Source organism: Ruegeria sp. CDSA141 (assembly GCF_059612005.1).
The window spans coordinates 1-22,090 of the sequence record NZ_JBXWPT010000013.1; the positions used below are offsets into that span (position 1 = coordinate 1).

Below are 22,090 nucleotides of genomic sequence, written 5' to 3' on the forward strand. Positions count from 1 at the left end.
GCCGCCTTCGCTGTCGCCGCCGCTTTCGCTGTCGCCGCCGCCTTCGCTGTCGCCGCCGCTTTCGCTGTCGCCGCCGCCTTCGCTGTCGCCGCCGCTTTCGCTGTCGCCGCCGCTTTCGTTATCACCACCGCCGTCTTGGGCGTAAACCGCACCTGGCGTCACAAAAGACAGCACAGCGACAGCAGGTACTCCGGAAAGCGCAATCACACTTGCAGTTGTCATCATTAATCTGGACAGAACACTCATTCTAATTCTCCTGTTTCAAAATGACTTACGCAGTGGCCCCAGCGTAGAGATGGCTTCCCCCCACTGTTATGAAAGGCCAGAAGCGCGTCGAACCCAGCAGGAAATGGCCAAAAATAAGGCCAAACTGCGGCGAAAATGTGCCCGATTCAACTCTGGGAGTTGAACTGAAACGCTGCTCAATTATTGAGCGAAATCGGGGAATGGAGTTCACTGAGTCGCTTTTTTGCAAGCGCTCTGTCCTTTGCGGCAGGGTCGTGGTTCGCTGAAGACCCAAACTCATTGCCGGGATCAATGGAAGCAGTTGACCCTTCAAAACACCGCGCGTAATGCATGGCCCATGGAAAAGCAAAAGAAGCCCTCGCGTCAGCAAGTCTATACCCTTCTGGTCCAGATCGGCCGCAAGGATGGCGACGGGCTGCCGGACGGTGCGACCGGGGCGGCACTGATCTGCTACGCCAGTGGCGTGGATGAAGCCGAGGCTGTGCGCGAGACAGTGGCTATTCTAAAACAGGCCGACACCGCACCTTTGGATGTCACCGGCTATGGGACCCTGGCCGAACGTGAGGCACAGGGGCATGACATAGAACCGGACGAACGTGCCTTGATGCAGCGCGCGCTGGATGAAAACGCCGTGATCGTCGCGCAGATGACACCGTTTTTTGGAGACGAGGCGCAGGCCTAGTTCCGCATACCGAACCACTTGCGATAGATTTCGTCATAAGTTCTGTCTTCACGCAACGAAAGCAGGGCCTGGTTGACATCTTCGACCAGAGGCGACCCGGTCGGGAAAGCGATACCGTAGTTCTCGCGCAGGAAGACGCCTCCTGTCATCGATGCAATCCGCCGGCCTTCGTGGGCCGCATAGTAGGACAGGATCGGTGCATCGAATACCACAGCGTCAAGTTGCTTGGACTCGAACTCGTCCAGCATCTGTTCCAACCCGGGATAGCCGGTGAATTCAATCTCACGTCGGTTCAGAAAGTTTGCTGCAGTTGAGTTTGAGATTGTCCCGACACTCTTGCCATACAGGTCGTTCACGGAATTCACGCTGCCGGTGATCGCTTCCACGGTCATGACCGACGTGATGCGGGCCGTGAAAACTGACACAATGAACAGTGACGAAACAACCAGAACGACACCCAGAAGACGGCCGAAGGGCGTGCGCGGCATCCTCTCTTCGAAACCGCCATTCACGACAAGGTTCAGCGCCCACCAGAACGAGGGAAACCAGGCTTCGTTCAGCTTGCGGTCGAAATAGGGTTGGGCGCGGCGCTCAAAGCTCCACATCAGCATGCCACCGCCCAGCAGGATGGCGAATGCCAAGCCAATGGCGATGAACAGCTCTGTGGAGAAAAGCGCATGCAGAAGCGACGGCTGCCGCTTGGCTTCCGATGGCACCATGATCTGCAGACCCGCCTCAAAGATCGGTTGGGTGAAGTCCATTTGCGTTTCCCGCAGAGCAGTGATCGAGATATTGGCAACTGCAAGATCCGAAGATCCATCCCGCACCGCGTCCAGCATTTCCGAGAATGAATCGACCCGATTGACAGTGTAATCCCAGTTCAGCGACTCGGCCAACGCAGCAAGCAGATCCATCGAAAAGCCGGTTTCCGCACCGTTTTCGACATAGGAAAACGGGGGGCGGGTCACCGTTGTGACCGTGAGGGATTGTGCCATGCTCTGCTGTGCTAGGACGGCGAAAGTCAGGCAGATCAGTGCGAAGAATGCGCGCTTCATATTCATTCACCTGTTTCGCGGCCCAGTAACGCGATTGTACAGTGGGCCGCAAGATGGTCGTGGGGTAAATCGCTATGAATTATTAGGGTGTCGCTTTTATATCTTCTCAGTTGGTTGAAAGGTTTTTTTGTGGATTGGGGTTGGAAAACCGGCCAATTCGTTGAATCTGTGCGTGAACCCGCGAAAGACACTGTTCCAGAGGCCATTGCATGACCGATCCCGTTCAATTGACTGCCGATCTGATCCGTTGCCCATCGGTCACACCTGTCGAAGGCGGCGCGCTGCTGTTGCTCGAGGCGGTGCTGGCGGATGCCGGGTTTGAATGCACGCGTGTCGACCGCGGTGGCGTCAGCAACCTGTTCGCCCGGTGGGGCCGGAAAGGCCATGCTCGCAGCTTCGGGTTCAACGGTCACACGGATGTTGTTCCGGTCGGCGATGAGGCCGCTTGGACGATGCCGCCTTTTGGGGCCGAAATGCGGGATGGTGTGATGTATGGGCGCGGCGCAACGGATATGAAATCGGGTGTTGCGGCTTTTGCCGCTGCGGCAATCGATTTCGTACGTGACACACCGCTGGACGGCGCCATTATCCTGACCATAACCGGCGACGAGGAAGGCGATGCGCTGGATGGCACGACCGCCTTGCTCGATTACATGAACGGCGCGGATGAACGTATGTCAGTCTGCCTGGTGGGTGAGCCCACCTGCCCGAACAAGATGGGTGAAATGATGAAGATCGGCCGTCGCGGATCGATGACTGCGTGGTTTACGATCACAGGTGTTCAGGGCCATTCGGCCTATCCACATCGTGCCAAAAATCCTTTGCCAGCCATGGCACGGCTGATGGATCGGTTGGCGGGTCACGAACTGGATCAAGGCACGGATCACTTCGATGCCTCGACATTGGCAGTGGTGACAATCGACACCGGGAATGCGGCAACCAACGTAATCCCGGCGCAGTGCAAGGGAACAGTGAATATTCGATTCAATGATTTGCATTCCGGGGCCAGCCTGAGTGATTGGCTGAAACTGGAGGCAGATCAGGTGGCCGCTCAGTTCGGCGTTGAAATAGATGCCAAAATCAAGATTTCAGGCGAAAGTTTTCTGACCCCGCCGGGGCCATTGTCGGATCTGGTGGCCAAGGCGGTGAAGGCAGAAACAGGCGCAACGCCCGAGCTTTCGACGACCGGTGGTACGTCGGATGCGCGTTTCATTAAGAACCACTGCCCGGTTGTTGAGTTCGGTCTGGTCGGGCGTACGATGCATCAGGTCGACGAGTGTGTCGAGGTGGCCCAGATCGAACAGCTCAAGTCGATTTATACCCGTATCCTGACCGACTATTTCGCCTGACCCATGCAGCGCACATTGGTGATCATGGTAAAGGAACCTCGTCCGGGCCGCGTCAAAACGCGGCTTGGACGAGAAATTGGCATGGTCGCAGCCGCGTGGTGGTTTCGGCACCAGACCCGGTCCTTGATCCGGCGGCTGCGCGATCCCAGCTGGCACATCGTGCTGGCCGTCTCGCCCGATCAGGAAGGTCTGAAAAGTCGCGTCTGGCCAGCTGACCTGCCGCGCGCGGCGCAGGGGCGTGGGGATCTGGGGGATCGTATGGCGCGGATGCTGCGCGGGATGCCCAAAGGTCCGGTTTGCCTGATCGGCGCGGATATACCAGGGATTTCGCGCCCCCATATTGCCCGTGCTTTCGATGCATTGGGGCATTCTCAAATGGTGTTTGGGCCAGCCCCAGATGGTGGCTATTGGCTGGTCGGAGCGCAACGGTATACAGGCTTGCCAGCGGGTCTGTTTCGCAATGTACGCTGGTCGTCGGAACACGCATTGGCTGACACGCTTGCTTCGATCCCAGGCTGCCGTGTGTCTTTGCTTGATCAGTTGCGCGATGTCGATACGGTTTCCGATCTTAAGCCCTGAGGTTTTTTGGTCATGACGCGGTCGCAAACGCATGCTAGGCCGGACGTATGACTCGCATTCCTACCAAGCAAGAGGTCCTTGACTGGATCTCGGCGAACCCCACCCTGACCTCGAAACGCGATATCGCCAAGGCTTTTGGCATCAAGGGCGCGGATCGGATTGATCTTAAACGCATCCTCAAGGAGCTTGAGGCCGAAGGGCATCTTGAAAAACGCAAGCGCAGCTATCGCGACCCGGATCGTCTGCCGCCGGTCAGTGTGTTGCAGGTAAAAGCTCCGAATAAGGATGGAGACCTGTTTGCGCGGCCGCTGGAATGGCATGGCGAGGGGGTCGAGCCCGTCGTTTTGATCATTGCCCGCGCCAGTGACCCGGCGCTGGGCGAAGGTGACCGCATTCTGGCCCGTCTGATGGCCGTGCATGAGGAAGACCACAATTACGAAGCACGCCTGATCCGTCGTATCGGGACGAACCCTCTTAAAATTGTGGGTATCTTCCGGAAAGGAGCTGAAGGCGGGCGGATTGTTCCGATCGACAAGGCGGGCCAAACCGAATGGCTGGTCGCGGACGGAGCCGTTCTTGGGGCCAGGGACGGAGAACTGGTCGAGGCCGAACAAGCCGGACCGAAGAACCGCATGGGGCTGCCACGCGCGCGCATCATTGAACGGTTGGGTGATCCGACTGCGCCCAAGGCTGTTTCGTTGATCGCGATCCATCAGCATGGTATCCCGGATGATTTTCCTGACAAGGTGATTGCAGAGGCCGATCAGGCCAAACCCGCCGGCCTGAAAGGGCGCGAGGATCTGCGGGATTTGCCGTTGCTGACCATCGATCCATCGGACGCGCGCGATCATGACGACGCCTGCTATGCCCATGCTGATGACGACCCGAAAAACCCGGGCGGCCATGTGATCTGGGTCGCGATTGCCGATGTCGCCGCCTATGTGCGCCCGGGCAGCGCGCTGGACCGCGAGGCACGCAAGCGCGGCAATTCCAGCTATTTCCCCGACCGTGTGGTGCCGATGCTGCCGGACCGCCTGTCGGGTGATCTGTGTTCGCTGCACGAAGGCGTGCCGCGCGCCTGCATCGCGGTGCGGATGCAGATCGACGCCGATGGCAACAAGATCAGTCACCGGTTTGTGCGCGGCCTGATGCGCTCGGCCGCCTCGTTGAACTATACAGAAGTGCAGGAGGCCATTGACGGTAATCCGAACGACCGCATAGGGCCGTTGCTCGAGACGGTTCTGAACCCGCTCTACGCTGCGTATGCCGCGTTGAAAAAAGCCCGTGCTGTTCGGCAGCCGCTGGAGTTGGACCTGCCGGAACGCAAGATCGTTCTGAACGACAAGGGCGAGGTCGAAAGCGTGGCTTTCCGGGACCGGCTTGATGCGCACCGGCTGATCGAAGAGTTTATGATCCTGGCTAACGTGGCCGCCGCGGAAACCCTGATCACCAAGCGCAGCCCGCTTTTGTTCCGGGTGCACGAGGAACCCGCGCCCGAAAAACTGGAAAGTCTGCGCGAAACGGCACAGGCCGCCGGGCTGAATCTGGCCAAGGGGCAGGTGCTCCAGACCCGTCATCTGAACGCACTGCTGAATGCCGCCGCCGGGACCGAGGATGCCGAGCTGATCAACCTCAGCACCTTGCGGTCGATGGCGCAGGCCTATTACAGCCCGGAAAACTTCGGTCATTTCGGGCTGGCGCTGCGCAATTACGCGCATTTCACCTCGCCCATCCGGCGCTATGCCGATCTGATCGTCCATCGCTCGCTGATCTCGGCTCATGGCTGGGGCAAGGATGGGCTGACCGAGGACGAAATTGCCCGGCTCGAAGAGACGGCCGCGCACATCTCGGATACCGAACGCCGCTCGATGATGGCTGAACGCGACACGACCGACCGCTATCTGGCCGCGTATCTCAGCGAGCGTGTGGGCAACGAGTTCGCCGGGCGGATCAGTGGTATTGCCCGGTTCGGGGCCTTTGTGAAAATGGACGAAACGGGCGCGGATGGTTTGGTGCCCGTGCGGTCTTTGGGGCGTGAATTCTTCCATTTTGATCGGGAGGCCGGAACGCTGATGGGTTCGGACACTGGACTGATCATCGCCATCGGCCAGCGGGTCACGGTGCGGCTGACCGAGGCGACGCCTGTGACCGGCGGGTTGGAACTGGAACTGCTGTCCATCGACGATCAGGCCCTGCCGCGCGGGCGCGGGCCTGCCAAGCGGTCGACGCGACGCAAGGCAGCCAGCACCAAGCGCAAGAAGGACAAGATCAAGCGCAAGGTCGAACGCAAGCGCCGTCAAAGATGATAGGTCAGCGCCCGGGCAATCAGCCAGCCATGGCGGGTTTTATCGATCTGGCCTGGGCCATCGAACAGAATGGCCCGGTTCCCGTCGATCCGGTCCTCTCCCGGGAAAGCTGAGGTGAAATCACCGATCAATCGGCTTTGGCAGTGTACGAACAGCGCGAAACCTGCAGATTTGTGAGCCCCCAGCCGGATCGTTGATCCTTTGGGGGCAAGGTAGGCGGGCTGGCCCCAGCGCAACTCCTCACGCAATGGATTGGCAGCGGGCAGAGAGTTTGCCGTTTCAAAGATCAGATCGCGAAGCGCCAGAGCCCCGACGCGTGCTTGCGGGGGCAGGGCTTCAAAGGCCGAGGCGACCGAGGGGTCATCAAACGGTTTCATGCAATCGGTATCGCCTGTTCCATCCGGTCCACGTAACTGTTCAACAGGTTATCCTGTTTGATCCTGCGGGTCAGTGGGGTATCTGCAGGCGTTGCACACATAGCGGCGAGCATCGGGCCGACGCTCATGTCTGCTGATGTCGGTTGATCCGCCAGCAGGAAGCGGGATTGCCACAGATAGGCCGAGATCGACTCGAGATCGCGTTCGACCCGGTCCATGCGCTCGGACAACGAGAACCGTCCGATCCCTTGTGACGAGATCCCTTTCAGAACGGATTTTCGGATCGCATTGGACGCCGGCTTTCGGATCATGGCTGGAATTCCAGTGAAAAAGGTTTCGCGAAGGATTGGCCAGACCTCATCATTGCCCCAGCGGTCCAGAACGATGTGGAAATACAGATGCTCTTCGGCCATGCGCACCAGCGCGCGGGATTGCGCTTTTTCCACATCCGAAAGCCCCTGATCGAACTCCGCGCCCTTCTGTTCCAGCCAATGGCGGATCAGATCGCTGTCCGGTATCAACCGCTCTGGCGTTCGCAGCACTGGTAGTTTTTGATGCGGCATATTGCGCGGGTCAAGCATGTCCGAACGCTGCCAGACCTGACCGGAGTGTTGAAGCATCAAGGCTGTCTTGACGCAGAACGGGCTGGCGCTGAACAGCCCGAAGGCAGAAGGATAGGTGAGAAGGGTCAGCATCGCATGGCTCCGTATTTTTTTGACGTGCCAGATGAATAAACCGACCTAATGACAGTTCCTGTCACTAGGGGTAGGCTAGGGTTCATCATGTCCCGCACCGCCCGATTGTTCCAACTGATGCAAGCCCTGCGTTCTGGCCCATCGCCCAGAACGTCTGAACAGCTGGCACAGGATTTGGGTGTTTCTGCCAGAACAATTCACAGGGATATTGACGCGCTGCGTGGTCTGGGGGCCGTTATCGACGGTGAAGCGGGGTTTGGGTTCACTCTGATCGAAGATGCCACACTGCCGCCATTGGGTTTCACTGATGACGAGCTTGAGGCCCTTGTTCTCGGCCTTCGCGAAGTACAGGTGATTGGTGATCCTGCCTTGTCAGATGCAGCCAGCGCCGCCCTACGGAAATTGCAGGGGCGATTGCCACAGCGTCAGTCCCATCGGCTGAGCCACGCGGTTCTGGCGGCAACGCGGTTCAATCGCCCGCCCGCGCCGACAATCGACGTGGCCGTTTTGCGGCAGGCGACGTGGGACGAACGCGCGGTCGAGTTCTCGTACACGGACGCAAAAGGCGATGCCACACAAAGACGGATCAACCCGCTGAGCATCGTCTACATGGATCGATCAAATGTGTTGCTCGGCTGGTGCCACCTAAGACAGGATTTTCGCGTCTTCCGGTTGGATCGCATGCAGGACATGTCTGTGACAGATCAAAGCTTTAGACCGAACCGCGTGCCCATGCTGCGTGAGGTTTTGGCGCAAATCCGCGCAGAGCGCGACGCACAGGAGCGCGAAGTGGACGTCTGAGACTTTGTGATTCACCGATTTTGCGCTACCCTGAGGTTGAGCAGTAAGCAGGAAAAATCGGAATGCATAAATGCGTAGGCGGCGTTATGACCGTCGCATTGTGGGCATCCATAGTGCAGGCGGAAACATCAGAAAACACGAAATGGCCAGACAGTGCAGTGACCGGCGAAACGATCCAGCTGGCCTCGGCGGATGTGACGGTTTCGATCCGTCCGGTCCCGCGCCCGGCCGTTGAGGCTTTGCGGGTGTCCGCGGCAATGACCGCACGGTTTCAGGCCTGGCTCGGTGCGTTTCAGAAACGCGCGCGACAGCAGGGCATAACGGAAAAAACGTTGAACAGGGTGTTCTCGGACATGGCCTTTGACGAGGATATCCTGAAACGAGACCGCAATCAGGCGGAATTCTCGAAACCGATCTGGGAGTATCTGGATTCCGCAGTCTCGGACTCGCGCGTTTCCAATGGTCGTGCCGCCATGCAGCAACATCGGCAGGTGTTGAAGCAAATCGAGGCTGAATATGGCGTTGAAAAGGAAGTGGTCACGGCAATCTGGGGGCTGGAAACATCTTTCGGCTCTTATCGTGGCAGCAACCGGACGCTGAGTTCCCTGGCGACACTGGCCTTTGATGCGCGGCGGGCGCAGTTCTTTGAAACTCAGTTGATCGCCGCCCTGAGGATCGTGCAGGCAGGGGATGTCACTGCCGGAAATATGCTGGGCAGCTGGGCAGGCGCGATGGGGCACACGCAATTCATGCCGACCTCATATCTAGATCACGCGGTTGATTTTGATGGCGATGGTCGGCGTGACATCTGGTCGGACGACCCAACGGATGCTCTGGCCTCGGCCGCGTCCTATCTGGCGCAGCACGGATGGAAAAAGGGGCAGCCCTGGGGCGTTGAGGTGCGCTTGCCTGCCGATTTCGATTACGCGGTAGCCCGTCGTGACTATACCCTGCTGCCGTCTGCATGGGCCGCTCGGGGTGTAGTGGCCGGGAACGGCCAAGCCGTGCCGGATCATGGGAAGGCGGCGATTCTGCTTCCGGCAGGGGGGCAGGGCGTAGCGCTGATGATTTTTGACAATTTCAGCGTGATCGAGGCCTATAACGGTGCCGATGCCTATGTGATCGGTATCGGACATCTGTCCGACCGGCTTGCGGGTCGTGAACCGTTTCAGTCCGACTGGCCCCGAGGTGAGCGGGCGCTGAGCTTCACCGAGAAAAAAGAGTTGCAAACCCGGCTGACCCAGGCCGGGTTTGATACGAAGGGTATCGATGGGCGCACTGGGCCGAACACCATCAATGCGGTCCGCGCTTACCAACTGGCGCGGGGCTTGATGCCGGACGGCTATCCAACTGCGGAACTTTTGCAGCGGCTTCGGTAGAAAAATGAGGCGATCCAAACGGGTCGCCCCCTTGAAAAAGCCCGTTCTGATTTCAGGATGCGGCTTTCATCAGTCCCTGAGCGATGATCTCTGCCTGTGCTTCGTCCAGCGACTTGTGAATGCGCACGAACATTTCGTCGATATCCGCCGGGGTCAGGATCAGCGGCGGCGAGATGATCATACGGTCGCCCACATGGCGCATGATCAGATTGTTGGCAAAGCAGCGGTCTCGGCAGATATAGCCGACCGTGCCGGGCTCGGACGCGAACTTGGCGCGGCTGGCTTTGTCGGGGGTCAATGCGATGGACGCCATCATGCCAACGATCTTCGCCTCGCCCACCAGCGGGTGATCGGCCAGGGCTTCCCATTTCTCTTTCAGATAGGGGGCAGCAACATCGCGCACATGCTCGACGATCTTCTCTTCTTCGAGGATACGTAGGTTTTCCAAAGCCACAGCAGCCGCGACCGGATGGCCGGAATAGGTGTAACCGTGATTGAATTCGGTGCCGCCAATGACTTCGGCAATCTCGTCATTCACGATGGACCCGCCGATCGGTGCATAGCCCGAGCTGAGCCCCTTGGCGATGGTCATGATATGCGGTTTGATGCCCACGGTTTCGGATCCGAACCAGTTGCCGGTACGGCCGAACCCACAGATCACTTCGTCGGCAATCAGCAGGATATCGTATTTATCGCAGATACGCTGAATTTCCGGCCAGTATGTGTCCGGCGCCACGATTACACCGCCCGCGCCCTGAACCGGCTCGGCGATAAAGGCCGCAACACGGTCTTCACCCAGTTCCTGAATGGCTTCTTCCAGCTCGCGCGCGCGGGCCAGTCCGAACTCTTCGGGCGACATGTCGCCGCCTTCGGCCCACCAGTTCGGTTGGTTGATGTGGTGAATGTTCGGGATCGGAATGCCGCCCTGCGCGTGCATGCCTGCCATACCGCCCAGCGAAGCCGACCCGACGGAAGACCCGTGATACGCGTTTTTCCTGCTGATGATGATATTCTTGTCCGGCTGCCCCTTCTCGGCCCAATAGGTGCGTACAAGGCGGATGTTGGTATCGTTGGCCTCGGATCCGCCGGCTGCGAAGAAGACATGGTTCAGATCACCCGGTGCCAGCTCGGCGATCTTGGCGGCCAGTGCGATTGCGGGCACGTGGGTCGTCTTGAAGAAGGTGTTGTAGTAGGGCAGTTCTCGCATCTGACGCGCGGCGACATCGGCCAGCTCATCACGGCCATAGCCGATATTGACGCACCAAAGACCTGCCATAGCGTCCAGAATTTCCTCGCCTTCGCTGTCGGTCAGGTAAACTCCGCTGGCGCGTGTAATCACGCGTGCCCCTTCCTGTCCCAGCGCGCCATTGGCCGAGAAAGGATGGATGTGATGCGCCGCATCCAGCGCCTGCAATTCGGCGGTCGGCATATGGTTGGTTATGGTGGACATCGGAGAATCTCCTACAAGAACGCAGTTGCGGTTCACAATATGATCAAATTCACTGCTGTCAATCGAATCGGGTTGAGTTAGGTGGAAGTTAGGGCGTCCGCCATCAATTCCATGCCTTGCTCAATGTCCTGTGTCGTTGCTTTTGCGGCTTTTTCGGCGTCTCCGTTGCGCAAAGCGGAAATGATATCCTTGTGTCGATCCGGCAGACTTTGAGTTCCGAATCGGCCACATACGACACGCAGCGACGGACCGAACCGCAACCAAAGCCTTTCGGCCAGATCGCTAAGAATCGGTGCGTTTGCGTGTGAATACAAGGTTTCGTGGAACGCCTGGTTCAGGCGCAGATATCCACCCACGTCTCCGTCGGCAATCATTCGGTCCAGATGCATGTCGAGACGCTCCAGATGATCAATATCTTCGGTTTGCAGATTCGACGTCGCGCGCCTTGAAAGCTCTGATTCTATTGCGGTTCTCGCAAATATCATTTCCTGGATGTCACCTGGTGAAAGCAGTGGAACACTCACGCGCCGATTGCCTTGAAACACCAATGCTCCATCCGAGATCAACCGGCGGATGGCTTCGCGTACCGGGGTCATGCCAACGCCAAGCGAATCAGTCAGGCCCTGGATCGTGACAGGCTGACCAGGAACCAATTCCCCGAACAGGATCTGTGATCTGAGTTTTTGGTAAACCTGCTCATGCGCGGGTTGTTTCCCATTGTCGATTGTCGACGCAGATGCCTTATTTTTGATCAAATCCAATTGGTTCTTCCTATTTCGACTAACCCTGACTTGTCAGGTGACAGACCTCGTGAAACCATACGCTGGATCGAGGAAAAACGCAAAACTTGATCAAATCCAAAAAAACGGGAAAATAGCCGTACACTTGCAGGGAGAAGAATATGACAATCAAAACGCTGACCATGACAGCGGTCATCGCATTGGGGACTTCGGCGGCATTCGCCGAAGAGGTGCGTGTATATAACTGGTCTGACTACATCGACGAAGAATTGCTGAGCAAATTCGAAGAAGAAACCGGTCTGACTCTGATCTACGATGTGTTCGACAGCAACGAGGTTTTGGAAACCAAGATGCTGGCCGGTGGTTCGGGATACGACGTGGTGGTGCCATCGGGCACATTCCTGCAGCGCCAGATTCAGGCGGGCGCGTTTCAGGAACTGGATATGGCCATGTTGCCGAATGCTGGAAATCTGTGGGACGTGATCCAGGAACGCACCGCAGGATATGATCCGAACAATGCCTACTCGATCAACTACATGTGGGGAACAACGGGCATCGGTGTGAACGTCGACAAAGTCAAAGAAGTCTTGGGTGACGACGTGGCCCTGAACAGCATGGATTTGGTTCTGAAACCGGAGAACATGGAAAAGCTGGCCTCGTGTGGCGTTCATTTCCTTGATGCTCCAGCCGAAATGATACCGATGGCCTTGCAGTACATCGGTGAAGACCCCGACAGCCACGACCCGGAAGTGATCAAGAAGGTCGAAGACGTTCTGACAAACGTTCGTCCCTACATCCAGAAGTTTCACAGCTCGGAATATATCAACGCGCTGGCAAATGGTGATATTTGCGTAGCCGTGGGTTGGTCCGGAGATATTCTGCAGGCGCGGGATCGCGCGGCCGAAGCCGACAACGGTGTGAACATCGAATATCATCCGTTCGCAGAAGGCTCGTTGATGTGGTTCGACCAGATGGCAATTCCTGCCGACGCGCCGAATCCAGATGGTGCGCACAAGTTCCTGAGTTTCATTCTGGATGCCAACAACATGGCCGCTGCGTCCAACTATGTGTACTACGCCAACGGCAACAAGGCGTCTCAGGAGTTTCTTGAGGAAGACGTGATCGGTGATCCGGCAATATACCCGGATGAAGCTACGATGCAAAACCTGTACATCACGACTCCGTACCCCGCGAAAACACAGCGGGTCGTGACCCGTCTTTGGACCAAGATCAAGTCAGGCACCTGATCCGGTTTATAAGCGCGGGGCGGTAACCAGACCGCCCCGCCGCACTATTGTCCAAACTGACCATGCGGGGGCTGCTTTGAATTCTGATGTCTTTGCGCCGTGGGAAGACCCACAGGCGAAACCTTTGATCCAGTTCCAGAACGTGACCAAGCGCTTTGGTGAGTTCACCGCGATCGACAACCTGTCTCTGGATATCTTCGAAAAAGAATTCTTTGCTTTGCTAGGCCCTTCAGGGTGCGGCAAAACAACGATGATGCGGATGCTGGCCGGGTTCGAGACCCCGACCGAAGGCCATATCCTGCTGGGCGGGCAGGATATCGACCCCATCCCGCCAAACAAGCGGGCCGTGAACATGATGTTCCAGTCCTATGCCCTGTTCCCGCATCTCAGTGTCTGGGAAAACATCGCCTTTGGTCTGCGACGGGACAACATGCCCAAGCACGATCTGGAAGACCGGGTGGAAGAAATGCTGCGCCTGACCCGGCTGGAACAGTTTGCCCGTCGCAAACCCCATCAGATCTCGGGTGGTCAGAGGCAGCGCGTGGCACTGGCGCGCTCATTGGCCAAAGCGCCCAAGCTTCTGCTGCTGGATGAACCGTTGGGTGCGCTGGACAAAAAACTACGACAAGATACCCAGTTCGAGCTGATGGATATTCAGGAGAAGACGGGCACCACCTTCGTCATCGTCACCCACGATCAGGAAGAGGCTATGACAGTCGCCAGCCGTGTCGCGGTGATGGATCAGGGCCAGTTAAAGCAAGTGGCCACACCGGATCGCATCTATGAAAACCCTGAATCTGTTTATGTCGCTGATTTCATAGGAGATGTGAACATCATCGAAGGCCGCGCCACTCCATCCGGAGAGGACGCCTACCAGATCGTTTGGGCCGAAGGTCAGGCACCTTTGACGGCATCATCGCCTGCTGGTTTCTCAGACGGTCAGTCCTGCCATCTGGCGATCCGCCCCGAGAAAGTGACGATCTCTGCCGAACGGCCCGTTGATGCGGTCAACGCTGTTCAGGGCAAGGTTCACGACATTGCCTATCTGGGTAATCTGTCCACCTATCACGTTGAATTGGCAAACGGCACGATCATCAAGGCACAGACGGCCAACACCCGTCGCATCTCGCGTCGTTCGTTCACCTGGGAAGACCCAGTCTGGCTGTCCTGGACAGCCACGGCTGCGGTTCTGCTGGCCAACTGATGCGCCGTGCCATTCTGATCGCCATTCCTTACGTCTGGCTGTTGGCGCTGTTTCTGGTGCCGTTCTTCATCGTTCTGAAGATTTCGCTGTCGGACATCGCCCTGGCCATCCCGCCTTATACGCCAACTTTGGACCTGTCCGCTGGCTGGACGGGGATCACAGATTTCTTCGGGCAACTGGACTTCGAGAACTATGTCTGGCTGACGGAAGACGACCTGTATTGGAAAGCCTACCTGTCCAGCGTGAAGATCGCTTTGATTTCGACCTTCCTGACCCTGTTGGTGGGTTACCCAATGGCTTACGGTATGGCCCGGGCACCTCAGGAATGGCGACCGACACTGATGATGCTGGTTATCCTGCCCTTCTGGACCTCATTCCTGATCCGGGTTTACGCGTGGATGGGTATTCTGTCGAACGAAGGGTATCTCAACCAGATTTTGCTGTGGACCGGTATAATCTCGACCCCGTTGACGATCCTGAACACTTCGACCGCCGTCTATATTGGCATCGTTTACACTTATCTGCCCTTCATGATCCTGCCGATCTATTCGGCGTTGGAGCGTATGGACGGATCGCTGATCGAGGCGGCGGAGGATCTGGGATGTTCTCGTTTTCAGGCCTTCTGGCTGGTGACCATTCCACTGTCCAAGCCTGGCATCATCGCAGGGTGTTTCCTTGTGATGATCCCCGTGATCGGTGAATTCGTGATCCCATCACTTCTGGGCGGTTCGGGTACGCTGATGATCGGCAAGGTTCTGTGGGAAGAGTTCTTTTCGAACCGTGACTGGCCGGTTGCAAGTGCGGTGGCCATCGTACTGCTGCTGATTCTCGTCATTCCTATCGTGCTGTTTCAGCGCAACCAGCAGAAACAGGCGGAGGCAGAGGGATGAACAGATTAAGTTGGTTCAACACGGTTTCGCTGACGCTGGGATTTGCTTTTCTTTACATCCCGATGATCATCCTGATCATCTTCAGCTTCAACGAAAGCAAGCTGGTCACGGTCTGGGCCGGGTTTTCGACGAAGTGGTACGGAGAGCTTCTTCAGAACGAGGCGTTTCTGGATGCCGCCTGGGTCACGATCCGGGTCGCGGTCTTTTCGTCGACGCTGGCTACGATTCTGGGAACGGCCGCCGCTTACGTGATGGTCCGCAGCGGGCGCTTTTTTGGCCGGACACTGTTTTCCGGCATGATCTATGCGCCGCTGGTGATGCCTGAAGTGATCACCGGCCTGTCGTTGCTACTGCTGTTTATCGGCATCGGCCTGGATCGGGGTATTCTGACCATCGTTCTGGCACACACGACTTTCTCGATGTGTTTCGTTTCGGTTGTCGTATCCTCGCGCCTCATAACTTTTGATCGCTCGCTGGAAGAGGCTGCGCTGGACCTTGGATGCTCGCCCGCGCAAGCCTTCCGTCTTGTCACCCTGCCGATCATCGCACCTGCGGTAATCTCGGGCTGGTTGCTGGCCTTTACCCTGTCACTTGATGATCTGGTGATTGCATCGTTCACTTCGGGGCCGTCGGCAACGACATTGCCGATCAAGATATTCTCGGCCGTGCGCCTTGGCGTCAGCCCGGAAATCAACGCGTTGTCGACGATCATGATCGCTGTGGTGACAGTCGGGGTAATCACGGCTTCGCTTGTGACCAAACGCGCGATGGTGCGGCAGCAGCAGGACGAAATGGCCGCAGCGCGCACCGAATGAAGCGGATATTTCCAGACTACGCCTATGGCAGCGAACCTCGCGACAGCTGCTGGTGGGACGAAACTGTTGCCAGCCCGGATTGGCCAAAGGTTCAAGGCGGCATGCATGTGGATGTGGCCATCATCGGTGGCGGATTTACAGGCGTTTCTGCTGCCTTGCATTTGGCTAAGAACGCTTCGGTTGCGGTGTTCGAAGCCGGCGCGCCGGGGTGGGGTGCTTCGGGCCGCAATGGTGGGTTTTGCTGTCTTGGGGGTTCAAAACTTGGCCACGAATCCATGGAGCGTCGATTTGGCAGCGACGCCGCTCGGGACTATGCGAAAGCGGAACAGGCAGCGGTTCAACTGGTCGCTGATCTGTTGGCACAGCATCAGATCGATGCGGATACCCACTCCAACGGGGAAACCCAAATGGCGCATTCCAAAAGGGCAATGGACGTGTTGCGCCGGAATGCCGACGAGAAGGGAACCCTGCACGAAGCCAGAGACCTGCCTGCGAAGGGCATGGGTGGCGCGTTTCATGGTGCCTACACTTCGCCGATCGGTTTCGGATTGAATCCCCGCAAATATCTGTTCGGGATTGCCCGAGCCGCCGAAGCAATGGGCGCATATCTGTTCCAGAAATCCCCGGTTCTGAGCGTTGAAAAAACGGCGTCCGGCTTTGTGTTGCAAACGCAGAGCGGGCCAGTCAAAGCGCAGGCGGTGTTGGTGTGTACCAACGGATATTCCAGCGAGGATATCCCGGCCTGGATGTCCGGACGATACATGCCTGCACAGTCGACCGTTTTGGTAACGCGTCCCCTTGGTCGAGCCGAGCAAGTGGTACAAGGGTGGTCTACGGATCAGATGTGCTATGATACGCGCAATCTGTTGCACTATTTTCGCCTGATGCCGGACGGGCGCTTTCTGTTTGGGATGAGAGGCGGCTTGCGGTCATCGGCCGGGGCTGAAGCGGCCATTCGGCAAAAGGTCCAGCAGGATTTCAAACATATGTTTCCTGCTTGGTCGACGGTCGAGGTCACTCATATCTGGTCCGGTTTGGTGTGCCTGTCACGGGCCCTGACACCTTTCGTCGGCCCCGTTCCGGAACAACCGGGGATGTTTGCCGGGTTTGCATATCACGGCAATGGCGTCGCCATGGGCACGTACTGTGGTCGAGCATTGGCGCGCTTGGTTCTGGGGCAGGACGCCAGGCTGCCAGCCGTGATGACGCAAAAACCAGGTCAGTTTCCATTGGGTCGCTGGCGCCGTGTGCTCATGCCGCCAGCCTACGCCATGTTGGCGCTGGCCGACCTGCGATGAGGCGGGGCGTTACAGAATTGCGGTTTCCAAATTCAACCCTGTCACATAGTCGGGCGCACCATTTTCGGCGCGCCAGAGGCAATACGTTGCCATGCGCCACGCATACCACGGTTTGAGCTGTAGATAGCGCGCGACGATATCGGGTCTGCCGTAGGCGGAAAGAAACTGGTCTTCCTCTTTCTTCGACAGCGGTGAGCCTCGGTAAAGTTGCTGCATCGCAGGCGACAAAAAGAGCGCAAGGTCTTCGCAAGGATCGCCAAGGGCTGGGCATTGCCAGTCGATCAAAGTCAGACCACCGGTCGCCACCAGGATGTTACCTGCCACGGGGTCGCCATGGATCAGACAAGTTTGTTCCGTAGGTGTGACAGAGGTTGAAGGTTGCAAATCTGCGAGTTTTCCACGCGCGTTTGACGTACAGCCTTGCAGAATTTTGTTTCCATGAGCTCGCAAGTCTTCGCTGCCATTGCATCCGGCTGGCGCCTGGACGGCGATGGACAGGGAATGAAGCTTGCGCAGCAAGGCACCGACCTGGGCTGACCCCTGCCGCCAGGGTGCTCCGGGTGCGTGGTCGTAAAACACCCAACTGGCTTCATTGTATTGCCCTGTGGCACGCAGCCTTGGCACGAAACCCGTGGTGCCTAGCGCCTTCAGACATTGGACTTCCAACTCTGCATCATTTCGAAACAATGGATTGCGCAATGCTGTGCTGTAGAGTTTCAGGACCTTGTCGCTTGCGCGGCCCTTGACCTTCCAGACCCTGTTGGTGCGCCCGCCGTACAAGGTCTCGAACCGAGAATGTGCGTTGACCAATTCTTGCGCATGGAGATGGTCAACCAGATCTCGAGGGGGGGCAGACAGGTTGGGCAGAGGTTCCATCACTTTTTCTGGCGAGTCGATTTGCCAAGCTTTGGCCTGTCCGGCCCGGTAGATCAAGCACCAGTTCTGACCGCAGTGACCTGAGTTGCGGGAATTACCTGACCGCCTTGCAGGGTCAATAAAACAGCATCGACGCCTGCCTGTGCTTCGACGACGCGACCGTAGGTGGCGACAGGTTTCTCGGAGAGCAACTCATTGCCTTTGTAGCATTCAAGGGTTGCAGTGTAGTTGCCTGATGCCATTGGATTGCCTGAAGAATCCACCCCCGCCCAAACAAACTCCTCAGTCGTCGTGGGCACAGTGACTTTGTCGATCACCGTACCGTCACTGTCGCGGATCACCAATTTGGTTGCGTCCGCATCAGGGTCGGCCTGAGCAAACAGTGTCACCGGCTGGCCTTCAAAGTGAAAGGCCGAGGTTGAGCGGACGTCCATGCCCACCCAGCTTGCAAGTTCGTTCAGTTTCGTACCGCCCAATGCGTTGGCCAAGGTGGACAAGAGGTCATTGGTCTGGACTTGTTGCTCGACCATCGAGAACTGCGCCAACTGAGACGCATACTCGGTCGAATCCATCGGCTCCAACGGATCCTGATTCTTTGCCTGCGCCGTTAGCATCAGCAAGAATGTCTCAAAGTCCGAAGTAATCGCAGACTTCTGTGATGCCCCGGCCTTTTGTTGATCCGCAACGGGCTGCGTGGTGTTGACAGGCGTAATCATTGCTCAAAACCTCATGTCGATGCCCCGGCCCGAGGCCAGATTCTGTGGATGGGAAGTTGTGCGATCGATCCGTTCGTGCGGCGCAGCTTCTGAACGTGATGGGGATTGGGTGTCTGCGTCGTCTGCACCCTTTTGATGTGCGCCAGAACCCCAAGAGGTTCCCAGATCAAAGCTCAGATCCCCATAGCCCAGTTTCTGAAACTCTTCTGTCAGAACGGATAAATGACGTCGCATTAATTCGAGAGTTTCCTGACGCTCGGTCGCAATAGTGATTTGCAGGCCATCCTCCCGGCCATTCAGAACAATGGAAACACGCCCAAGCTCTTCCGGATTCAGCGCAATTTCCGTTGCTCCTGATCCGGTACGTGTCTGGACCGCTGCTGCCAGCTGACCAGCGATCGCCCGGGCGATTTCTGCTCGGGCGGCAGAAGACGGACCCGTAAGTTGAGGCACAGAATCGCGTGAGGTCAGCGGCAAAGGTTCCTCTCTGGCGGCATGCAGGGCCTCAGCCTCGACAACGGGTGCCACCGGTTCGAATTCAACAGCAGTTGCCATCAGCTGAAGCTGCGCCACCGAGGGCGCCCGGTTAGGCGTTGGTGGTTTAGGCGTGAGAATGCTCACTTCGGGCAACAGTTTCTTTTCAGGGTCCAGAGGAAGCGGGATGCCCCCCATTTGTTCGACCGTGCCTTTGGTCTTTACCAGCTGATCAAACACTTGGCCTTTTTCGGTCATGTTTGTCATTTGCGCAGGTTGGGGCGTCGGATCCTGCGCCTTCTGCGAGAGCGGCGGAACCGGGAAGGACGAGTCGCTTTGCAGGGACAGTCCTTTTGATACCAATACCTGTGGTTGATCCGGTATTTTTGAGGGTGCTTGATTTGCCTCCGCAATCTGAACCGGCACCATCGTTATCTCGTCTAAGCCGGGGGTTTCGAGGAATGCAGAAGGGATTTGCTGTTCACCGGTGTGTTCTGAAATCGGGGAGGGATGGGCCGCTGCTGATGCCTCAGCCGTTGTCCCCGGCACAGGCTCGGGCTCCGCTTCGACATGTGTCAGCTCGGAATTGATGGCAGGGTTTTCGCCTTCAGGAAGGCCAGTGGCGCCAACCTCTTGTCCGAGGACGTCCTGAAAGCTCTCCGAGCCAGTTTTTTGGCCCGGAGCTTTACGAAATGTGGCGGCTTTCTCGGTTGAAGTCGGCGTTGCGTTCGCCAGCGTTAGGGGGTTGGGCATTTGCTCCGGCTCCGTGTGTCTGGTCGGAACACTGCCTGCAGGAAGTTACGTTTATTTTAACCGCTTTCGCCTTTGATCGAGAAAGTTCGAGGCAAATTCGGAGAAGGCCATGAAGGTTTCCACCCTTCCTCACGTATCTCAATCACCATTATCCCAAACCCGACTGAAAGATGTGGCCATAGAGCTGGAAGCCGCGTTTCTAGGTGAAATGCTGAAATCTGCCGGGTTGGGCAAGACCCGCCAGTCCTTTGGTGGTGGCGCAGGTGAAGATCAGTTTTCTTCGATGCTTGTTCAACATCAGGCGCAGCAACTGGCCCGGTCCGGTGGCGTGGGCCTTTCCGAAATTCTGTTCAAGTCACTGTTGGAGAAAACCGATGACGTCTAAGGCCGATGCAGTGTTGATCAAGTCTTTGGAAGAAGTCCTGGATTTGGAACGTGTCACACTTGTGCAGGGGGATCTGGACCGTTTGTCCAGCATGGCGCCTGAAAAAGAGAAGCTGATCGGTGCAATCAATGATCTTCAGGTGCTGGAAAGCGAGGCACTGATTCGCGTTCAACAGAAAGCCGAACGCAATCAGGCGCTGCTGAACAGCGCGGCTGAAGGCATCCGAGCAGTCGCCAGCCGAATGGGTGAACTGCGGCGTGTTCGGCAGGAATTCAGCACCTATGGTGCAGACGGGCAGCGGAGTGAATTTACGGTTCGTAACACTGCAAAGCTGGAAAAGCGGGCGTAGGTAGAAGTTTGATTCAAATCCGAAATTTCTGGGTTGCGCGTTTTAGCACTCCGTTAGGGGATCGGGTTCAAAAGTGGTGCTGCACCTGAAATCAGCAGGTGGCGCGAACGGCCACGCGGCGCGTCGCACAGGTCAGAAAGACACCAATGCCTGCAAATAGTGCGGGGTGAAAATGGGCAAAATGGCCCGAACGGAAAAGGATGACAGCTATGTCCAGCATTCTGACAAACAATGGCGCGATGGTTGCGCTGCAAACTCTCAAGGCGGTCAATAAAAACCTGGCGATGACCCAGAACGCAATCTCGACTGGCAAGGATGTCGCAACGGCCAAGGACAACTCGGCAGTATGGGCGATTTCCAAAGTGATGGAGTCGGACGTCAAAGGTTTCAATGCCATCAAGGACAGCCTGGCGCTTGGCGAATCGACCGTCGCCGTTGCCCGAAATGCCGCGGAAACCGTCACTGATCTGCTGACACAGATGAAAGGCAAGATCGTCGCCGCGCAGGAAGACAACGTTGATCGAGGCAAAATCAATGATGACGTGACTGCTCTGAAAGATCAGATCGCGTCCGTTGTCAGCGCAGCGCAGTTCAATGGCCTGAACCTGGTTGACGGCTCTGCCGGTTCCGCATCGGTTTTGGCGTCGTTGGATCGTGACAATACCGGGGCCGTGACCGCATCGTCGATCACCGTTGCAGGGCAGAACCTGTCAACCGGCGGTTATGTCACCAAGCAGGTCTTTGACGGTTCGACCGGCGCATCGACAGGCAACGATCGCGTTGGCGCAACCATCGACAACGGCGCGACCGCTGCAACGGCGCTCGTCACCGACGAATCCAGCGGTGCCTTTGCTGCCGGCGACAAGGTCGTCGTCGCGATTAACGATCAGGTTGTATCCTATACCGTGTCTGCTGAAGACGCTGCTGCGACAACAACCGGTGATCTGGTTGCCGTTGGATTGAAATCGAAGATTGAAGAGCTTGGGATTGCCGGTCTGACCGTAGACTATGACTCAGGCACCGCCGGAACCTTGTCTGTCACCAACGGTACGGGCTCTGACATTTCGTTCTCAGCTCAATTCGTGAATGCCGGTGCAGGTGGTCTGGGCGCGCTGGCCGGTATTGATGTCTCGACCGGCGCGGGTGCGACCGCCGCCTTGGCTGCCGTTGAGTCGCTGATCGATACTTCGATCGACGCATCAGCTGCTTTCGGTTCCTCCCAAAGCCGGATCGAAACTCAGAAAGAGTTCATCTCGAACCTGTCCGACTCGTTCAAGTCAGGTATTGGCTCGCTGGTCGATGCGGACATGGAAGAGACGTCCGCGCGGCTTCAGGCACTTCAGGTTCAGCAACAGCTGGCAACACAATCGCTTTCGATCGCCAATCAGGCGCCGCAATCGATACTGTCGCTGTTCCGCTAAATC

Annotated in this window: 23 protein-coding genes; 14 read left to right on the forward strand and 9 right to left on the reverse strand. The window is 57.3% G+C overall.

Going from position 1 to position 22,090, the window contains the following annotated elements; all coding sequences use genetic code 11:
- Nucleotides 1–246, reverse strand: a 246-nt coding sequence (locus AC2FLP_RS16535; RefSeq protein WP_496685016.1) for a hypothetical protein, incomplete at its 3' end; no start/stop codon positions are given.
- A gap of 337 nt (nucleotides 247–583) precedes the next feature.
- On the opposite strand from AC2FLP_RS16535, the gene AC2FLP_RS16540 reads away from it, so the two are divergent.
- Entirely contained in the window at nucleotides 584–928 is a 345-nt protein-coding gene (locus AC2FLP_RS16540; RefSeq protein ID WP_117871945.1) for a DUF8846 family protein, read from the forward strand.
- Here AC2FLP_RS16540 and AC2FLP_RS16545 read toward each other — a convergent pair.
- Entirely contained in the window at nucleotides 925–1,983 is a 1,059-nt protein-coding gene (locus AC2FLP_RS16545; RefSeq protein WP_496685018.1) for a transporter substrate-binding domain-containing protein, read from the reverse strand. The two genes, AC2FLP_RS16540 and AC2FLP_RS16545, sit on opposite strands and share 4 nt — an antisense overlap.
- A 209-nt stretch (nucleotides 1,984–2,192) precedes the next feature.
- Between AC2FLP_RS16545 and dapE the strand changes: the two genes are divergently transcribed.
- Genes dapE through rnr form a run of 3 tightly spaced genes read left to right on the forward strand, consistent with a single transcriptional unit; the run spans nucleotide 2,193 to nucleotide 6,217 of the window.
- Nucleotides 2,193–3,332 carry a succinyl-diaminopimelate desuccinylase gene (gene dapE, locus AC2FLP_RS16550; protein WP_496685020.1) on the forward strand — a complete coding sequence of 380 codons (1,140 nt, stop codon included), beginning with the start codon at nucleotides 2,193–2,195 and terminating at the stop codon, nucleotides 3,330–3,332.
- Nucleotides 3,333–3,335: 3 nt separating this feature from the next.
- Nucleotides 3,336–3,911, forward strand: coding sequence for a TIGR04282 family arsenosugar biosynthesis glycosyltransferase (locus AC2FLP_RS16555; protein WP_496685022.1), 576 nt, complete (start codon nucleotides 3,336–3,338; stop codon nucleotides 3,909–3,911).
- A 47-nt stretch (nucleotides 3,912–3,958) separates the two neighbouring features.
- The gene (gene rnr, locus AC2FLP_RS16560; RefSeq protein ID WP_496685023.1) at nucleotides 3,959–6,217 is read left to right on the forward strand and encodes a ribonuclease R; all 2,259 of its coding nucleotides are present in this window, start codon (nucleotides 3,959–3,961) and stop codon (nucleotides 6,215–6,217) included.
- On the opposite strand, the gene AC2FLP_RS16565 is transcribed toward rnr, so the two are convergent.
- Together AC2FLP_RS16565 and AC2FLP_RS16570 are read right to left on the reverse strand one after the other, a co-directional pair.
- Complete coding sequence (locus AC2FLP_RS16565) at nucleotides 6,208–6,594, reverse strand: DUF1801 domain-containing protein (RefSeq protein WP_117871953.1); 387 nt, start codon at nucleotides 6,592–6,594, stop codon at nucleotides 6,208–6,210. The two genes, rnr and AC2FLP_RS16565, sit on opposite strands and share 10 nt — an antisense overlap.
- Nucleotides 6,591–7,289, reverse strand: coding sequence for a glutathione S-transferase family protein (locus tag AC2FLP_RS16570; RefSeq protein ID WP_496685024.1), 699 nt, complete (start codon nucleotides 7,287–7,289; stop codon nucleotides 6,591–6,593). The genes AC2FLP_RS16565 and AC2FLP_RS16570 overlap by 4 nt, the downstream gene beginning before the upstream one ends.
- Nucleotides 7,290–7,376: 87 nt before the next feature.
- On the opposite strand from AC2FLP_RS16570, the gene AC2FLP_RS16575 reads away from it, so the two are divergent.
- The gene (locus AC2FLP_RS16575) at nucleotides 7,377–8,090 is read left to right on the forward strand and encodes a helix-turn-helix transcriptional regulator (RefSeq protein ID WP_117871958.1); all 714 of its coding nucleotides are present in this window, start codon (nucleotides 7,377–7,379) and stop codon (nucleotides 8,088–8,090) included.
- 62 nt (nucleotides 8,091–8,152) lie between these two features.
- The gene (locus AC2FLP_RS16580; protein ID WP_496685025.1) at nucleotides 8,153–9,469 is read left to right on the forward strand and encodes a lytic murein transglycosylase; all 1,317 of its coding nucleotides are present in this window, start codon (nucleotides 8,153–8,155) and stop codon (nucleotides 9,467–9,469) included.
- Between the two features lie 52 nt (nucleotides 9,470–9,521).
- On the opposite strand, the gene AC2FLP_RS16585 is transcribed toward AC2FLP_RS16580, so the two are convergent.
- Both AC2FLP_RS16585 and AC2FLP_RS16590 read right to left on the reverse strand, forming a co-directional pair.
- A complete protein-coding gene (locus AC2FLP_RS16585) occupies nucleotides 9,522–10,919 on the reverse strand; it encodes an aspartate aminotransferase family protein (protein ID WP_299638165.1) in 1,398 nt (465 codons plus the stop codon).
- A gap of 77 nt (nucleotides 10,920–10,996) precedes the next feature.
- Entirely contained in the window at nucleotides 10,997–11,680 is a 684-nt protein-coding gene (locus tag AC2FLP_RS16590) for a GntR family transcriptional regulator (protein ID WP_299901055.1), read from the reverse strand.
- 140 nt (nucleotides 11,681–11,820) lie between these two features.
- Here AC2FLP_RS16590 and AC2FLP_RS16595 point away from each other — a divergent pair, with 140 nt between their 5' ends.
- The 5 genes from AC2FLP_RS16595 to AC2FLP_RS16615 all read left to right on the forward strand — a co-directional run bounded on the left by AC2FLP_RS16595 (nucleotide 11,821) and on the right by AC2FLP_RS16615 (nucleotide 17,113).
- On the forward strand, nucleotides 11,821–12,906 hold the full coding sequence (locus AC2FLP_RS16595; RefSeq protein ID WP_496685027.1) for a polyamine ABC transporter substrate-binding protein: 1,086 nt from the start codon (nucleotides 11,821–11,823) through the stop codon (nucleotides 12,904–12,906).
- 76 nt (nucleotides 12,907–12,982) lie between these two features.
- On the forward strand, nucleotides 12,983–14,110 hold the full coding sequence (locus AC2FLP_RS16600; RefSeq protein WP_299901049.1) for an ABC transporter ATP-binding protein: 1,128 nt from the start codon (nucleotides 12,983–12,985) through the stop codon (nucleotides 14,108–14,110).
- Nucleotides 14,110–15,000 (forward strand): ABC transporter permease subunit, encoded by an 891-nt coding sequence (locus AC2FLP_RS16605; protein WP_117871971.1) that lies wholly within the window; start codon nucleotides 14,110–14,112, stop codon nucleotides 14,998–15,000. The genes AC2FLP_RS16600 and AC2FLP_RS16605 overlap by 1 nt, the downstream gene beginning before the upstream one ends.
- Complete coding sequence (locus AC2FLP_RS16610) at nucleotides 14,997–15,815, forward strand: ABC transporter permease (protein WP_117871973.1); 819 nt, start codon at nucleotides 14,997–14,999, stop codon at nucleotides 15,813–15,815. Before AC2FLP_RS16605 ends, AC2FLP_RS16610 begins: the two co-directional genes overlap by 4 nt.
- Complete coding sequence (locus AC2FLP_RS16615) at nucleotides 15,812–17,113, forward strand: NAD(P)/FAD-dependent oxidoreductase (protein WP_496685029.1); 1,302 nt, start codon at nucleotides 15,812–15,814, stop codon at nucleotides 17,111–17,113. The genes AC2FLP_RS16610 and AC2FLP_RS16615 overlap by 4 nt, the downstream gene beginning before the upstream one ends.
- Nucleotides 17,114–17,122: 9 nt before the next feature.
- On the opposite strand, the gene AC2FLP_RS16620 is transcribed toward AC2FLP_RS16615, so the two are convergent.
- The 3 genes from AC2FLP_RS16620 to AC2FLP_RS16630 are packed head-to-tail and all read right to left on the reverse strand — an operon-like array spanning nucleotide 17,123 to nucleotide 19,932.
- Complete coding sequence (locus AC2FLP_RS16620; RefSeq protein ID WP_496685030.1) at nucleotides 17,123–17,989, reverse strand: phosphotransferase; 867 nt, start codon at nucleotides 17,987–17,989, stop codon at nucleotides 17,123–17,125.
- A gap of 53 nt (nucleotides 17,990–18,042) precedes the next feature.
- The gene (locus tag AC2FLP_RS16625) at nucleotides 18,043–18,705 is read right to left on the reverse strand and encodes a flagellar hook capping FlgD N-terminal domain-containing protein (RefSeq protein ID WP_299901038.1); all 663 of its coding nucleotides are present in this window, start codon (nucleotides 18,703–18,705) and stop codon (nucleotides 18,043–18,045) included.
- Between the two features lie 3 nt (nucleotides 18,706–18,708).
- Nucleotides 18,709–19,932, reverse strand: a complete 1,224-nt coding sequence (locus tag AC2FLP_RS16630) for a flagellar hook-length control protein FliK (RefSeq protein WP_496685032.1) — start codon at nucleotides 19,930–19,932, stop codon at nucleotides 18,709–18,711.
- 109 nt (nucleotides 19,933–20,041) lie between these two features.
- On the opposite strand from AC2FLP_RS16630, the gene AC2FLP_RS16635 reads away from it, so the two are divergent.
- The 3 genes from AC2FLP_RS16635 to AC2FLP_RS16645 all read left to right on the forward strand — a co-directional run bounded on the left by AC2FLP_RS16635 (nucleotide 20,042) and on the right by AC2FLP_RS16645 (nucleotide 22,087).
- Nucleotides 20,042–20,317 (forward strand): rod-binding protein, encoded by a 276-nt coding sequence (locus tag AC2FLP_RS16635; protein ID WP_496685033.1) that lies wholly within the window; start codon nucleotides 20,042–20,044, stop codon nucleotides 20,315–20,317.
- Nucleotides 20,307–20,666, forward strand: a complete 360-nt coding sequence (locus AC2FLP_RS16640) for a flagellar biosynthesis protein FlgN (RefSeq protein WP_496685034.1) — start codon at nucleotides 20,307–20,309, stop codon at nucleotides 20,664–20,666. The genes AC2FLP_RS16635 and AC2FLP_RS16640 overlap by 11 nt, the downstream gene beginning before the upstream one ends.
- 209 nt (nucleotides 20,667–20,875) lie before the next feature.
- A complete protein-coding gene (locus tag AC2FLP_RS16645) occupies nucleotides 20,876–22,087 on the forward strand; it encodes a flagellin N-terminal helical domain-containing protein (protein WP_496685035.1) in 1,212 nt (403 codons plus the stop codon).
- Nucleotides 22,088–22,090: the final 3 nt, after the last annotated feature.